This is a genomic window from Streptomyces sp. CB02058 (assembly GCF_001905505.1).
GTDB lineage: Bacteria > Actinomycetota > Actinomycetes > Streptomycetales > Streptomycetaceae > Streptomyces.
The window spans coordinates 171,174-185,529 of sequence record NZ_LIPG01000004.1; the positions used below are offsets into that span (position 1 = coordinate 171,174).

Annotated in this window: 14 protein-coding genes and 2 pseudogenes; 9 read left to right on the plus strand and 7 right to left on the minus strand. The window is 71.9% G+C overall.

Features of this window, described 5'->3' with window-relative positions; all coding sequences use genetic code 11:
* Positions 1–24: 24 nt before the first annotated feature.
* From AMK10_RS21405 to AMK10_RS38615, 3 genes and pseudogenes are all read right to left on the minus strand, one after another.
* Complete coding sequence (locus AMK10_RS21405) at positions 25–291, minus strand: hypothetical protein (RefSeq protein WP_073750131.1); 267 nt, start codon at positions 289–291, stop codon at positions 25–27.
* A gap of 58 nt (positions 292–349) precedes the next feature.
* A pseudogene (locus AMK10_RS36650) lies at positions 350–958 on the minus strand (DUF6250 domain-containing protein); the annotation flags it as partial.
* A 54-nt stretch (positions 959–1,012) separates the two neighbouring features.
* Positions 1,013–2,881, minus strand: a pseudogene (locus tag AMK10_RS38615) (rhamnogalacturonan lyase family protein); the annotation flags it as partial.
* 366 nt (positions 2,882–3,247) lie between these two features.
* Here AMK10_RS38615 and AMK10_RS21415 point away from each other — a divergent pair.
* A complete protein-coding gene (locus tag AMK10_RS21415; protein ID WP_073749513.1) occupies positions 3,248–3,679 on the plus strand; it encodes a VOC family protein in 432 nt (143 codons plus the stop codon).
* Between the two features lie 66 nt (positions 3,680–3,745).
* Here AMK10_RS21415 and AMK10_RS21420 read toward each other — a convergent pair whose 3' ends face one another.
* Together AMK10_RS21420 and AMK10_RS21425 are read right to left on the minus strand one after the other, a co-directional pair.
* Complete coding sequence (locus tag AMK10_RS21420; protein ID WP_073749514.1) at positions 3,746–4,513, minus strand: NPP1 family protein; 768 nt, start codon at positions 4,511–4,513, stop codon at positions 3,746–3,748.
* A gap of 129 nt (positions 4,514–4,642) precedes the next feature.
* Complete coding sequence (locus tag AMK10_RS21425; protein WP_073749515.1) at positions 4,643–5,734, minus strand: hypothetical protein; 1,092 nt, start codon at positions 5,732–5,734, stop codon at positions 4,643–4,645.
* 239 nt (positions 5,735–5,973) lie between these two features.
* Between AMK10_RS21425 and AMK10_RS21430 the strand changes: the two genes are divergently transcribed.
* Both AMK10_RS21430 and AMK10_RS21435 read left to right on the plus strand, forming a co-directional pair.
* Complete coding sequence (locus tag AMK10_RS21430) at positions 5,974–7,170, plus strand: right-handed parallel beta-helix repeat-containing protein (RefSeq protein ID WP_073749516.1); 1,197 nt, start codon at positions 5,974–5,976, stop codon at positions 7,168–7,170.
* Positions 7,171–7,248: 78 nt separating this feature from the next.
* Positions 7,249–7,743, plus strand: a complete 495-nt coding sequence (locus tag AMK10_RS21435; protein ID WP_073749517.1) for a GNAT family N-acetyltransferase — start codon at positions 7,249–7,251, stop codon at positions 7,741–7,743.
* A 98-nt stretch (positions 7,744–7,841) separates the two neighbouring features.
* On the opposite strand, the gene AMK10_RS21440 is transcribed toward AMK10_RS21435, so the two are convergent.
* Positions 7,842–8,669, minus strand: a complete 828-nt coding sequence (locus AMK10_RS21440) for a PepSY domain-containing protein (RefSeq protein ID WP_073749518.1) — start codon at positions 8,667–8,669, stop codon at positions 7,842–7,844.
* Positions 8,670–8,852: 183 nt separating this feature from the next.
* Positions 8,853–9,107, minus strand: coding sequence for a DUF5133 domain-containing protein (locus AMK10_RS21445; protein WP_073749519.1), 255 nt, complete (start codon positions 9,105–9,107; stop codon positions 8,853–8,855).
* 278 nt (positions 9,108–9,385) lie between these two features.
* On the opposite strand from AMK10_RS21445, the gene AMK10_RS21450 reads away from it, so the two are divergent.
* From AMK10_RS21450 to AMK10_RS21475, 6 genes are all read left to right on the plus strand, one after another.
* Positions 9,386–9,640 carry a DUF6296 family protein gene (locus AMK10_RS21450; RefSeq protein ID WP_073749520.1) on the plus strand — a complete coding sequence of 85 codons (255 nt, stop codon included), beginning with the start codon at positions 9,386–9,388 and terminating at the stop codon, positions 9,638–9,640.
* 157 nt (positions 9,641–9,797) lie between these two features.
* On the plus strand, positions 9,798–10,559 hold the full coding sequence (locus tag AMK10_RS21455) for a DeoR/GlpR family DNA-binding transcription regulator (RefSeq protein WP_073749521.1): 762 nt from the start codon (positions 9,798–9,800) through the stop codon (positions 10,557–10,559).
* Entirely contained in the window at positions 10,556–11,503 is a 948-nt protein-coding gene (gene pfkB, locus AMK10_RS21460; RefSeq protein ID WP_073749522.1) for a 1-phosphofructokinase, read from the plus strand. The genes AMK10_RS21455 and pfkB overlap by 4 nt, the downstream gene beginning before the upstream one ends.
* A gap of 82 nt (positions 11,504–11,585) precedes the next feature.
* On the plus strand, positions 11,586–13,580 hold the full coding sequence (locus AMK10_RS21465) for a PTS fructose transporter subunit IIABC (RefSeq protein WP_073749523.1): 1,995 nt from the start codon (positions 11,586–11,588) through the stop codon (positions 13,578–13,580).
* 47 nt (positions 13,581–13,627) lie between these two features.
* The gene (locus AMK10_RS21470) at positions 13,628–13,900 is read left to right on the plus strand and encodes an HPr family phosphocarrier protein (RefSeq protein WP_073749524.1); all 273 of its coding nucleotides are present in this window, start codon (positions 13,628–13,630) and stop codon (positions 13,898–13,900) included.
* 8 nt (positions 13,901–13,908) lie between these two features.
* A complete protein-coding gene (locus tag AMK10_RS21475; protein WP_073749525.1) occupies positions 13,909–14,340 on the plus strand; it encodes a protein-tyrosine phosphatase family protein in 432 nt (143 codons plus the stop codon).
* Positions 14,341–14,356: the final 16 nt, after the last annotated feature.

The following is a 14,356-nucleotide window of genomic DNA, read 5'->3' on the forward strand; positions in this document are numbered from 1 at the left end:
GGACCGGGCCGGCGGGCGGGCGGCTCACGGGCTGTCCGCCTGCCAGGCCCACCGCTTCGGGTCGGCGTCCACCGGTCCGTACACGGCGCTGCCTCCCGCGCCGAACTTGCCGAGCTCCGTCCCGAGAGCCGCGCCCACCGCGAGACGGTCCGCGGGCCAGCCGGTCACGTCCAGGAGCAGCCCGTCCAGCGGGCCGCCCACCAGCTCGACGTAGACGTGACCGGGCCGGGGTCCCGGATCGGGGTCGTCGTGGTCGGCGCCGTAGACGCGGCGTCTCATCAGTTCGTCCATGCCTTCCAGCATCACAGCCACCACTGACAATCCACCGTGGAGCGCCGAGGGGCGGTGCTCAGCCGCGCGTCGGCGGGCGCCAGACCGTGAAGTCGCTGATCCTGAAGTGACTGGTGACCGTGCGGAAGGCGAAGTGACCGCTGGTGTACGGCTCGGGGTCCTTGTAGTCGAACACGAGGCTGCCGTTGTTCCACCACTGCACGGTCGGGCCGTCGGAGACGATCCGGACCCGGTTGGGCTCGTTGGCCGTCAGCAGCGGGGCTGTGTAGTCGAGCAGGAGCGGGCGGTTGCCCGCCTCGCCGACGTAACGGCGCAGCCTGGACGTGGTGTTGGAGTTGGCGCCGTAGCCCACGTAGTAGGTCGTGAGGTGGTCGTACTCCGCCAGGGCTCCCCCGCGTCCGGTGCCGAATATGTCGCCGGGCGAGCGGACGTCCGTGGCGTTCCAGAAGTTGTTGAGGTCGGACACCCGGTCGTTGGCACCGCCGGCGGACACCGCGGTCGCCGTGTACTCGATCTCGTACGGCCCGCTGAGCCTGCGGTCGAACCAGACCGTGGCTCCGGCGGGCACGTCGATGTCGAGGACGCCGTCGGCGGCCGTCACGGACCCGCCGTCCTGGAGCTCGGAGGTCCACAGGCCGGTGCCGGAGCGGAAGGTGTCGCCCGCGATCGCGGTCCAGGCACGGTCGGGGCCGGTGTCGGTCCGGATCGCGGGCCTGGGCGGGTTCTTGGAACCGTAACCGAGGTAGTAGTCCGTGAACGTGGACTGGAGGTAGCCGCGCACGGTCCAGCCCAGGCGGTAGGCCGGGTTGTGGGCCAGGGTGTAGAGGCGGGTGGAGGTTGGCTCGGTGGTCGAGTAGAGGCGGAGGGCCGTGTGGTCCTCGGTCTCCGCGAGGATCTCCTCACGCCAGTCGCCGAGAATGTCCCCGTAGAAGGGGGTGGCGTTGCGGGCGCCCGCGACGACTCCGCTGGGGTCGAACACACGGGTGCTCGTCTCGGTGGCGGGGTTCCACTTCTCGACGTGGGTGCCGTCGAGGAGTTCGGCTCCCTTGTCGCCGTCCCACCACACACGGAAGTTGACGCTGGGTGTGGTGCCGGAGACCTTGCCGTCCCGGACGTTGCGCACGCCCGCGCCGGGCGCGGTGACATCGGCGGTGGACGTCCAGTGTTCGAGGCCCTTGTGACGGGGGTCGATGTCTGCCGTGGTGCCGCGGCCGACATCGAGGTCCGCCTCGCTCGCGGGGTCGGCGGGGTGCTCGCCGGTCACCAGGCGCTCGCCGGTGTCCGCGTCGTAGTAGTACCAGGGGAAGCGGGAGACGACGCCGAGCTCGGACTGCTGGATCGCGAAGCCTTCGAGCCCCGGTCTGTCGGGGTCCAGGTCGGCGATGTGGAAGCGGTCGCCGTGGCCGGCGCCGTCGACGACGTAGCGCAGGGTCCCGTCGCTGTTGACGACGTAGTTGCCGTCGGCGATGTCGTCCTTGCCGTCCTGGTCGACGTCGACGGTGCGGATCTGGTGGAAACTCGTGGCACCGCTGTCGGCCGGTACGACGTACTTCCAGTTCGGCTTCAGCGCGCGGCCGTCGAAGTCCCAGGTCTGGATGAGCGTGCGGAAGGCACCGCGCTTGGCACCCACCCGCGTGACGAGTTTGGTCACCAGGCTCGGGTGGACCCCGTCGAGGTACGCAATGCCGAACTGACCGCCGGAGGGACCGTCGGCGGTGAAGTCGTCGGGCACCGGCTGCCGTGTGCGTTCGACGCCGGTGGCGCCGTCGATGACCGAGACGAACTGGCCGGCGGGCGACGCCGCCCGGACCTTGCCCCCGTCGGCGAAGGTGGTGCCGTCCGCGGTGTGGACCAGCACCTCGGCCCTGCCGTCGCTGTCCAGGTCGTACACGGTGACGTTGTCGTCGTTGCGGAATCCGCCGATGGCGGTGGAGCCGCTGATCGCGGCCGGCGCCGGGTCGTTGGCGCCGTTGCCGGGCGCCTGGGTGTACGAGCCGGGCCCCTGGTCGACGCGCCACAGGCGCTCACCGGTGAGGGTGTACGCCTCCAGCAGGTCCGGCCGGTCCCGGGTGCCGGACAGCCGGCTGACCACGAGCTCGTAGCCGCCGTCACCGTCGAGGTCACCGGGCCAGGCGTGCTGAACGGTGTACCCGGCGGCATCGGCCAGGGGTATCTCCGCGTACCCCTTCACGAAGTCCAGGGCGCCGCCGCTCGGCTTCCTCTCACGGCCGTCGACGACCGCGCGCACGGTGTAGGCGCCGTGTCCGCGGTTGTTGTCCTGATAGGTGGTGGAGGAGGTGACGGGCCGGTGGTTCAGCCGCTTGCCGCCCCGGTAGACGTTGAAGGCGATGTCGGAGCCGTACTCCGTGCCGAGCAGCCGCCAGCTGAGGAACGTGCCCTTCCCCGAGGGCACGGCGACGAGCCCCCGGTCGAGGTTCTCCAGGATCCTGCGGGTCTGTGGCTGGGCGGCGTGACCGGACTTGTCCCCTGGGGGAGCGGCGTGCGCGGACGGGGCGGCGAGCAGGCCGGCGAGAGCGGCCACGGCGCTCACCGCCGCGATTCTGCGGCGTCCTGGACGGACGGGGAGCATGGTGGATCCTCCGAAGCGTGGAAAGCGCTGTCTGCGAAGATCCACACTGCGGGCCGGGAAACCCCGCTGTCGATGATTTCCGGCGCGCTGCCACGTGACCGCAATCTGCGGCACATCCGGCCGTCACGGACCGGGCGGCGGCACGGGACGGACGAACGCGGATCGGCCCGCGGCGGTGGCAGACGCGGCGCCCGACACCGCACATGGTCGAAGTGTGGGCCCGGATGGCGTTTCCAGGTGCGCGCGGGCGCCCCGCCGGGTGATGGTGGACCTCCTTCGGAATGCGCCGCGGCGCACTCCCCGTCCCGGCCCGGCCGAGGGCGATCCAATCCCGGCCAGGCGTACTGGCTCTGCTGAGGAGGCTCCATGAACTGGACACTCGAGGTCATCCCCGTCCCGGTCACCGACATGGACCGGGCGAAGGAGTTCTACGCCGACAAGGCGGGCTTCAAGCTGGATCTGGACGACGAGGTCGCTCCGGGCATGCGCATCATCCAGCTGACCCCGCCCGGCTCACGGTGTTCGATCGCCATGCTCCAGGGCATGCCCGCGGCTCCCGGCATGGAGGTGATGGCTCCCGGCACGCTCCAGGGACTCCAGGTCTGCGTCACGGACATCGAGGCGGCACGCGCCGAGCTGACGGGCCGGGGCGTCGACGTGTCCCCGATCCGGCATGTGGGGGCGACGGGCTGGGAGGAGGGCAAGGGTGACACCTGGAACTCGTTCATGTCCTTCTCCGACCCGGACGGCAACGGATGGGTGGTCCAGGAGGCGCCCTCGGAGCTCTCGGAGCGCTGACGCCCCGTCGGCCCGGCGGGTGCCGGGGGCCGGACGGCCACCCCGGCCCGCCGGGCGGTCCGTTGCTCAGGCGTACGAGTCGAAGGGGATTCCGGCCGGTTCGGCCTTCTCCAGGTGGTTGTTGAAATTGCCGTCCTTGAGGCCGAAGACGGCGCTGCCGAAGTCAGCCTGGCTCAGCTTGTCGCGCAGACCTGCCGGGTAGCCGTTCCAGCCGACGAGGGCCGGGTAGCGCCAGTCGTGGTAGTGGTTCTCGGGCGGCTCGTCGTTGGAGTTCGCGGGGCGGAAGCAGTGGGTGCTCACACCGTCCTTGTGATAGACGATCTTGGGATGTGTCCCGTCCCAGCGGATCGCTCCGGCGTCGTGGACGTCGAAGTCGCCGTGGGCGGAGGTGGAGACGTAGCGGGCCACGTTGTCCTTGACCCAGACCACGACGTGCTCCCAGTCGTGCCTGTGGCCGCCGAGCCCGCTGCCCGCCACCGCCTGGTCCTTCTCGAAGTAGAGGCCGTACATGACCGCGCACCAGCCGTTGTTGCACGTGGAGCGGGCGTAGCCGTTGGTGTTGTCCAGATCCACGGCGTCACGGCAGCTGCCGTTCACGGCGCCGGTGGTGTTGAGTCCGGCGGCGATCGTCCCGTCGGGGCCGATGGCCGGCGTGGGGTAGCAGCCGTCCGTGTCGTAGTCGTATGCGGGCTGGAAGCTCTGTTCCAGCACGTCCGCTGCGGCGGGCAGCGCGGTCGGCGGGGCGGCGAACGCGCTGCTTCCCGACGCCACGACCAGCGCGACGGCGCTGGCGACGACGAGTGAGACCTTGCGGATCGGTGCTCTGCTTTTCACAGTGTCCTCCCGGTCGGCGCGTGGTGGGGGCACGCGGCTACGCTTGACATGCCCATCGCATGCGCAGCGAACCGCGCGGGCCCGCCTCGACGGCCGCCGGGAGTACGGCCAGAGGTGAGGGGCGGCGGCCTACGGCGCGGGGCGGCGCGCGGGCGCCCCTGACGTCGCGGCACCCGCCGTGCCGGCCTGGGCGTTCCGGCCCGGGCGCAGGGTCCACGGCACCGGATCGGTGTTCATCAGCCACCCGTCGGCGATCAGCCGGCGGATGACGAAGATCCGCAGGTCCCTGGACATCTTCCCCCAGCCCAGGCCCTTGCAGAGCTGTTTGACGGAGGGTCCGTGGCCGTGCGAGGCCCGGAAGGCGGCCGCGAACCGGGCCGCGGGAGGCCCCTGGTCGGGATACCTCGCCTCCCAGGCGCCGTACGCCCTACGGACCTTCTCCTCGAACTGGGCGGGCACGGCCTTGCGCATGAAGGCCTCCGACACCCTGACGGTGGACAGCGCGCAGTCCTCGCAGTTCTCGACCGCCTCGACGTGCCGCCGCAGGGCGACGCTCACCCCAGCCTTCCACTCGTCCCAGCTCGGCGTCTCCTCCACGGGGCCGTCGTCCGCCCGGGGCAGGTCGACGGGGACGGGGCGCAGGCCCGACAGGTGCCGTACGCCTTCGCCCAGCAGATAGCCGCTCCCGTCCAGCTCCCGCAGGAAGCCCTTGGCGAGCAGTTCCGGCAGGGCGGGCAGGCAGTCGGCGGGCAGGTCCGCGGGCAGGGTGCCGTGCTCGTCGGCCGGTCCGTGGGCCGCGAGGTAGAGGGCCGCCAGCCGTGCGGCGGTCGAGGTCTTCTTGACGGGCTTGGCGGACAGCGTCCTGGTCGTCCATCCCGAGACCCGGGACCGCATCACCTTGCCGAAGGGCAGCCGCCGGTCGGCGAATTCCGGCAGGGTGATCGCCACGGGGGTGACGAGGTCTCCCCCGAGCAGCGCCTCCTGCCCCGTCCAGCCGAGGGCGGAGACGGCGAGGACGGCCCCCTCGGCATCGGCCAGTCGGAGGGAGCGCAGGTCCTGGCCGGTGAGATTGCCGATCCCGCTCCGCGCCGCCCGGATGGTGACCACCACCGCGAGGAGCCGCGCATCGGCCCCCTCGAGCGGCAGCGAGGCCACATGGGCCAGGAGCTCACGCGCTGCTTCCCCCTGGCGGGGCGTCAGGAGGAAGGGATTCGGCTTCACCGCCGGAGGGACCGGGGCCGGGGGCGAACTCACAGAGGAAGGAGGCACGCCCTGTACAACGTGACCGACGGGCCGAGGTCACCCTTCGTACGGACATTCGCAGCACGGTCCGGCGGGAAGGACGCACAGGACTCGTTCCCCGAACCGTGAGAGCAGACCGGACGTGAACGGGGCAACGTTTCGGGCCACGGCGGCGACTGTCCTTCCGTCAGCCGTCTCGTCTTGACCCGGGAGTTCGTATGCGCATCGTCGGCCTGTCCCTGGCAGTGGTCCTGGGGGCCGTCATCTCAGCGGCACCGGACGACGCCTCGGCCGCCGCGTCGCCCATCGTCGTGGCGGTGAACGGCGACGACTCCGCCGCGGGCACCCTGGCCCAGCCCCTGCGCACCATCCAGGCCGCGGTCGACCGGGCAGGGCCCGGGGATGCCATCGCCGTCCGGGGCGGCACCTACGCCCTCGTGGACAACATCACCATCACCACCTCGGGAGAGGCCTCCCAGCCGATCTCGCTCGGCGCGTACCAGGGCGAACGGGTCGTCATCGACGGCGAGGCGCTGCCCGCGAGCCACACGCCGGTGGGCGGCAGCATCCCGCGCGCAGAGCGCGGCGCGATCCACCAGGAGGCCTCGTACTGGCGGGTGTCCGGCCTGGAGATCATCAACGGTCCGTACGGCTACTACTGCGACGGCTGTGACGGCAATGTCTTCTCCGGGCTCACGACCCGCGACAACTACGAGACGGGCTTCCAGCTCCAGGGCGACTCCAGCGACAACCAGATCCTCGGACTCGACAGCTTCGGCAACCGCGATCCGCGCAAGAACGGCGAGAGCGCGGACGGCCTCGGCATCAAGGAGGGCAGCGGAACGGGCAACGTGGTGCGAGGGGCGCGCCTGTGGAACAACGTGGACGACGGCTTCGACGCCTGGAAGTTCGCGTCCCCGGTGCTGATCGAGAACACGATCGCGTACGGCAACGGAGTCGACCGCTGGGGCTTCCCGGACTTCGCGGGTGACGGCAACGGCTTCAAGCTCGGAGGCGGCACACCGGCCCCGGCGGTGGGGCACACCGTACGGAATTCGGTCGCGTTCCGGAACGCGAAGCACGGGCTCACCGACAACGGCAACCCGGGCACGCTCACCGTCAACCGTACGACGACGTTCCGCAACGGCGGAACGGGTTTCGATGCCGATACCACGGCGGCGCGGGCGACGCTCACCGCGAATCTGTCCGTCTCGGACGCACGCCCCGCCGCCCTCGGCGCGGACACCGCGTCCAAGGGCAACTCCTGGGACATCGGCGGCACCTGGAACGATGCCTCGGTCCTCAGCACGGACACGGGCCCGATCACCGGAGCACGCGGTGCGGACGGCTCCCTGCCGCCGGCCCCGGCCTTCCTCGTGCCGCGCAACGGCGCCGCTGTCGGGGCCCGGCTGTGAGCGGGGGCCGCACGGTCGGGCGGCCGGAGCGGCACTCCCCCGCGGGTCCAGGCGACAGCGGCTCTGTATCGTCGCCGCATGACCGTTCTCGAGCGCCTTCGTCCTGATCACGCTCCGGCCCTGCTCGCCTTCGAGCGTGAGAATCGCGCGTACTTCGCCGCCTCGATCCCGGACCGGGGGGACGAATTCTTCACCGGGTTCGCCGCGCGTCACGCCGAGCTGCTCGCCGAACAGGCAGCGGGACTGCACCACTTCCATGTCCTGGCGGACGGCGGGGGCGCGGTGCTGGGACGGTTCAACCTCCTCGATGTCGAGGACGGATCGGCCGAGCTCGGTTACCGCGTCGCCGAGCGGGCGTCGGGCCGCGGGCTCGCCACCTCGGCGGTCCGCGACGTGTGCGCGCTGGCCCTCGCGGAGTACGGACTGACCGTGCTGCGGGCCAGGACGACGGTGGACAACGCGGGTTCCAGGGCGGTGCTGTTCCGCGCGGGATTCGCCGAGGCCGGCACCCTCACGCTGATGGGGAAGCCCGGGCTCCGCTTCACCCGGTATCTGGCGGCCCCCGGCGGCTGAGCCGCACGCACCTCGAGCCCGCGCCTGCCCGGAACGCGCACCGGCGGCGCACCGCGATGCGGTCCGCCACCGATGAGTTGTCCGGGATGGTGCTGTGATCAGTTGTCGTAGATCTGCTCGTCCGTGATCGTGCCCTTGGCCGCGTCCACGTCGAAGACGGTCCTGTTCCAGTCCTTGGTGACCACGTCGACCTGCCAGACCAGGACCTGGCTGTCGTTCTCGTCGAGGCTCATCGAGGTGACCCAGCCGTCCGCCTTGTCCGTGGCGACCTTGGCGGCCTGCTCGGGGGTCTGCGTCGCCTTGGCTACCTGATCCGCCAGCTCCTGCTTGTCGGCGTCGCTCTGGTCGGGGTCCGTCGTGGAGTCGAGGACCTTTCCGGACACGGCGTCGATGGTCACGTCGTGCGCGGTACCGTCCTCCTCCACGACCTCCGCGATCCACTTCGGCGTGTCGGAGCTGCCACTGGGGCTGGCGGAGCCGGTCGGGCTCGGGCTGCCGGTCGGGCTGCCGGAGGGGCTGGGGCTGCCGGTCGGGCTGCCCGTCGGGCTGGGGCTGCCGGTCGCGTCATCGTCGTCGTCGAGGGGCTCGAGGTCGAGATCGACCAGCTTGCCGCCGGACACCTCGCCGACGGCCGTGGTGGCCGCCTTGTCGAAGGTGACCTTGACGTTCGAGAGCAGGTCCTTGCGCTTGGTCTGCGCCTCGGTCAGCTGGGCCGTCGCGGAGGGACTGCCGGAGGGGCTGGTCGTCTGCTTCGGGAGGACCTTCGCGGCCTCCGAGGTGGCCGCTGCGGTCTTGTCACCGCTGTCCTGGCCACAACCGGTCACAAGGGTGGCCGCGAGGGCGGCGGCGCACAGGGCGCCTCCCGCGACGCGGAGCCGGCGGGTACGCGAGGAAACGGTCTTATTTCGGCGGGGCTCAAATCTCATGCTGGCATGCCTAGCCGCCCACACGAACAGTCATGTTGTCCGACCGGCGGGTGTCACCCGATCGACGGCATCGTCCGCCCATTCGGCGTGTCGCCCGGCACCCCCGGGCCGCCACGCCGTCCGCACACGGGGATGACGCCGGTTCCGTGGAACCGGCGTCATCCCCGTGGGCGCTGTGCGGCGTCAGGCGGTCAGCTGCACCTCGGCCGGCCCGGCCGACGTCCCGAGCGGACCCGCGGAAGGTACGGCGCCCAGCCGGGCCGCCGCCGCGGCCAGCGCGTCCGGCACGGTCCTGGTACCGGTCGTGACGCAGAGGGTGTACGAGACGTCCTCCAGCCGACGGCTGCTCTCGGAAGTACCGAGCCGCGCATGGGCACTTCGCAGTGACTCGTAGCGCTTGACGAGATTCCGCAGCGTTGCGGGATTGGCCATCAGCACGGCAGTTCCTCTCCACAGGGCGGCCGGGAGCCCGTGGGCCCCGCGCCGACGAAGTCCGATCGCGCCGGCGGAACCGCCTGGCGTCACGGGCGGCCGTGCGAAGCTGACAGCACGCGTCCGATCCCTTGCAGTTGATGGTCGCTCCGCCTCACCCATTCCGCATCCGCAGTCACGCAAGGTCACACGTCCGGGCTCCCGGAGCGCCGTGCTCCCCGGTGGGAAACAATGGAAGACGACGGGCGGTCACCGCCGCGTGCCCGCCCGGTCGGGAGGTGGTCATGGATTACCCGGAGAGCTACGAGCTCATGTTCCAGGCGGGCGGCGCCGAGGACGACGTGGTCGTCGTCCACCTCACGGCCCGCTCCGGTGCGGGCGGTTACCCCGTCTACGAGGACGAGACCGGAATCGTGCGCGCGGAGATCAGCGAGCGCGGCGAGGTGCGCATGCAGGCCAGCGGCGGCCACCAGATGCTCGGGGCCCCGCTGCGGGCCCGGCCGCTGAGCCGGTCCGCCGCCACGCACCGTCCCCGCTGAGCACCTCGGGCCCCCACCGAGGGGCCCGGACCGCGCACGGCGGCACCCGAAGTCCGTCCATGCCCACTTCTCGTCCGAATGTGTTTACTTTCCCGAGGCGCGTCCGTAGTCTGCCGGTGAAACAACAGACTCGGGCATGAAACGGAAACGTAACCACATGTACGCACCGGAGCGGCAGCAGGAGATTCTCCGCATCGCGGGCGAGAGCGGCCGTGTCGACGTGCTGTCCCTGGCCGAGCGGTTCCAGGTGACGGCGGAGACCGTGCGCCGTGACCTCAAGGCCCTCGACAGGGCGGGGCTCCTGCGCCGGGTGCACGGCGGAGCGATCCCGGCCGGGAGGCTCGGTTTCGAACCGGATCTCGCCGAACGCGACACCGTGGCCGCCGACGAGAAGGACCGCATCGCGGGCGCCGCCCTAGGCGAACTCCCCGCCGACGGCAACATCATCATCGACGCCGGGACCACGACAGCCAGGCTGGCCACCGCCGTCCCGATCGACTCCCGCCTCACCGTGGTCACCCACGCCCTGCCCGTGGCCGCCCGGCTGTCCGACCACCCGGACATCGCCCTGCACCTGGTCGGCGGACGGGTCAGGCACCGCACCCGCGCGGCCGTGGACGCCTGGGCCCTGAGCGCGTACGCCGAGATCAACGCGGACGTCGTCTTCCTCGCCACGAACGGCTTCTCCCCCGAGGGAGGCCTGACCACCCCGGACCTGGCCGAGGCCGCGGTGAAACGGGCTGTGATCGCGGCAGCCCGCCGCGTGGTCCTGCTCGCCGACTCGGGCAAGTGCGGCCAGGAGCACTTCGCGCGCTTCGGCGATCTGTCCCAGGTCGACCTGCTCATCACCGACACGGGGCTCAGCCCCGAGGCCGCCCTGGCCATCGAGAGCCGGGGCACGGAAGTAGTGCGCGCATGATCCTCACCGTCACCCCCAATCCGAGCCTGGACCGGACGTACGAACTGCCGGGGCTCACCCGTGGTGCCGTCCTGCGGGCCACCGCCGACCGGGTCGACCCCGGCGGCAAGGGTGTCAACGTCTCCCGCGCGATCGCCGCCGCCGGGCACCGCACGGTCGCGGTCGCGCCGCTGGGCGGGCCGGAGGGCGCACTGCTCGCCCGGCTCCTCGGGGAGCACGGCATCGAGGCCGCCGGTGTGCCGATCGCCGGCAGCACCCGTGTCAACATCACCCTCGTCGAGCCCGACGGGACACTCACCAAGGTCAACGCGACGGGCCCCGAGATCACCGCCGCCGAGGCGGAGTCCCTGCTGGACACGGTCAGGGCCCGGTCGGCGGGGGCGGACTGGATCGCCTGCTGCGGAAGCCTGCCGCGCGGCCTGCCACCCCTCTGGTACGCCGAGTTGGTCGCCCGAAGTCACCGTGCCGGTGTCCGGATCGCTCTCGACACCTCCGGCGCCGCGCTGGTCGCCGCGCTGCCGGAACGGCCGGATGTGATCAAGCCGAACACGCAGGAGCTCGCCGAGGCCGTCGGCCGTCCGCTCGCAACGGTCGGCGACGCGCTCAAGGCGGCGCAGGAGCTGTGCGAGCTCGGCGCCCGTTCGGTGCTCGCCAGCCTGGGAGCCTCGGGACAGCTGCTGGTGGAGCCTTCGGGAGCGTATTTCGCTGCCGCGCGGGTGGACGCCGTGCGGAGCGATGTCGGAGCGGGAGACGCCTCGCTGGCGGGGTTCCTGTCCGCCGGCGGCACCGGCAGGGCGGCCCTCGCCGCGGCGGTGGCGCACGGCGCCGCCGCCGTACAACTGCCCGGGAGCGTCATGCCGACACCCGCCGACCTCGATCCGTCCGCCGTCGTCACCACCGCGGACGTCCCCGTGGACCTGGCTCTGCCGGAGCCGGCCCTGTGACCGCCCGGCCCCTGTCCGGTCGTACGACTTTCCCGTCCCCCCGCGCCGTCCCCCCGACGGTCCACGAGCAAGGAGCCCCGCGATGAGTGAGCTGATCACCGCGGAACTGGTCGATCTCGATCTGTCCGCCGAGACGAAGAGCGCCGCCGCCCGTTCACTGGCCGACAGGATGGTCGCGGCCGGCCGTGTCACGGACCTCGACGGGTTCCTCGCCGATGTGGCGGCCCGTGAGGCCCAGATGCCGACCGGTCTCGACGGCGGCATAGGCATTCCGCACTGCAGGAGCGAGCACGTCACCGCGCCGACGCTGGCGTTCGGCCGCAGTGCCCGGGGCATCGACTTCGGCGCCCCGGACGGCCCCGCGGATCTGATCTTCCTGATCGCCGCGCCCGCGGGCGCGGACGACGACCACCTCACCATCCTGTCGGCCCTGGCCCGGCGGCTCATGGATCCCCGATTCACCGGCGCGCTGCGGGCGGAGAGCGATCCCGCTGCCGCCGCCGCCCTGATCCGCGGCGAACAGGGCCCGACGGCGACCGGCAGCACGACCGGGGCCGCCGCAGCCCCGGAGGCCGCGGAGCCCGCAGTCGCCGAGCCGGACGAGCCGTTCAGGATCGTGGCCGTCACCTCCTGTCCGACCGGCATCGCGCACACCTACATGGCGGCCGAGTCGCTGGAGGCCGCCGCACGCGCCGAAGGTGTCGTGCTGGATGTGGAGACCCAGGGCTCGGCCGGCTTCGAGCGGCTGGATCCGGCAGTGATCGCCGCAGCGGACGCCGTCATCTGGGCGCATGACGTGGAGGTGCGGGAGAGGGCGCGGTTCGGCGGCAAGCCGGTCGTCGACACCGGGGTGAAGGCCGGGATCAACCGGCCGGCCGAGCTCATCGCCGAGGCGCGGCGCAAGGCAGAGCGGGGAGAGATCAGCCGGATCTCCGACGACCGCGAGGACGCGGGCGCCGGTGGCCCCGACGCCGCTGCAGGGCACTTCGGCGTCCGGCTGCGGACCTATCTGATGTCGGGTGTCAGCTACATGGTGCCGTTCGTCGCGGCCGGAGGACTGCTCATCGCCCTCTCGTTCGCCATCGGCGGCTACGAGATCGCGAGCGCGAAGTCCGTGGCCGACCACTTCGTGTGGGGCGAGGCGGACAGCTGGGCCGCCCTGCTGAATCAGATCGGCAGTGCCGCCTTCGGCTTCCTGGTCCCGGTGCTTGGCGGCTACATCGCCTACGGGATGGCCGACAGGCCCGCTCTCGTGCCCGGGTTCGTCGGCGGCGCCATCGCCCTGACCATCGACGCGGGATTCCTCGGCGGCCTGGTCGCGGGGCTGCTCGCGGGTGCGGTGGTGATGGCGATCCAGCGGGTCGAGGTGCATCCCACACTGCGCGGCATCATGCCGGTGCTGGTGATCCCTCTGCTCGCCTCGGCCGCGGTCGGCTTCCTGATGTTCATCGTGGTCGGCAAGCCGATCGCCTCGCTCCAGAACGCCCTGACCGACTGGCTGAACGGCCTGTCGGGCTCCAACGCCGTCATCCTCGGCGTCGTGCTCGGGCTGATGATGTGCTTCGACATGGGCGGCCCGCTGAACAAGGTGGCGTACGCCTTCGCGGTCGGCGGCCTGGCCGATCCGACCCCCGGCAGTCTCAAGGTCATGGCCGCGGTGATGGCGGCCGGGATGGTGCCTCCGCTGGCGCTGGCCCTCGCCACGACCGTGCGCGGCAGGCTGTTCACCCGGACCGAGCGCGAGAACGGCAGGGCCGCGTGGGTCCTGGGCGCCTCCTTCATCACCGAGGGCGCCATCCCGTTCGCCGCCGCCGATCCCCTGCGGGTGATCCCGTCCGCGATGGCGGGCGGTGCGGTCACGGGCGCGCTCTCCATGGCCTTCGGCTGCACGCTCCGGGCCCCGCACGGTGGCGTGTTCGTCGTACCGCTGATCGGCGAGCCGTTCCTGTACCTGCTGGCCATCGCCGCCGGAACGGCGGTGTCCACCGCCCTGGTCGTCGCCCTCAAGGGAATGCGGCGCGCCCCGGAGACGGCCGCCTCCCCCGCCGAGGGCGCCGAGGTCGCCGCGGCTGTCTGACCCTCACCGTCCGTCACCACAGATCCCCACATCACAGGAGTGCACCCATGTACCAGCGCACCGTCGCCGTCGGCTCCCGCAGCGGACTGCACGCCCGTCCGGCCTCGCTCTTCGTGCAGGCGGCCACGCGTCTGCCGGTCCCGGTGACCGTCGCCCGCGACGGCCGCGATCCGGTCGACGCCCGGAGCATGCTCTCGGTGCTCTCCCTGGCCGCCCGGCACGGTGATCAGCTGGTGCTGTCCGCTGTCGGCGAAGGCGCGCCGGAGGCGGTCGAGGAGCTGGCTACCCTTCTGGCCGAGGACCACGACGGGAAGGCCTGAGCAGCGCCATGGACAGCTGGAATCCGGCAGGTGAGGGGGTGCTGCGGCTGCCTTCGGGACGGCTGGTCCGCGGGCGCGGTCTGCGGCGTCCCCTTCCCGAGGGGCTCACACCCACGTTCGCGGTCCACCTCCTGGGCGCGTCCCCTCCCCCGGTGGCCTGGGAGTCGAGGTGGCTGCGCAGGCCGGACTTCCGTCTGCCCGCCGACCGCAAGGCCGCACGTGCGGTGCTGAGCGAGGCATGGGGGCGCGCCGAGCGGGACCGGGTGGAGGTCGCGTGCGCGGGCGGCAGGGGACGCACCGGTACGGCACTGGCCTGTCTGGCCGTGCTGGACGGCGTACCGGCCGCCGAGGCGGTCGCCTACGTACGCAGGCGCTACCACCCCAAGGCCGTGGAGACCCCATGGCAGCGGCGGTACGTCGTGCGCTTCGCCGAGGGCTGACGTACCGGAGCCACCG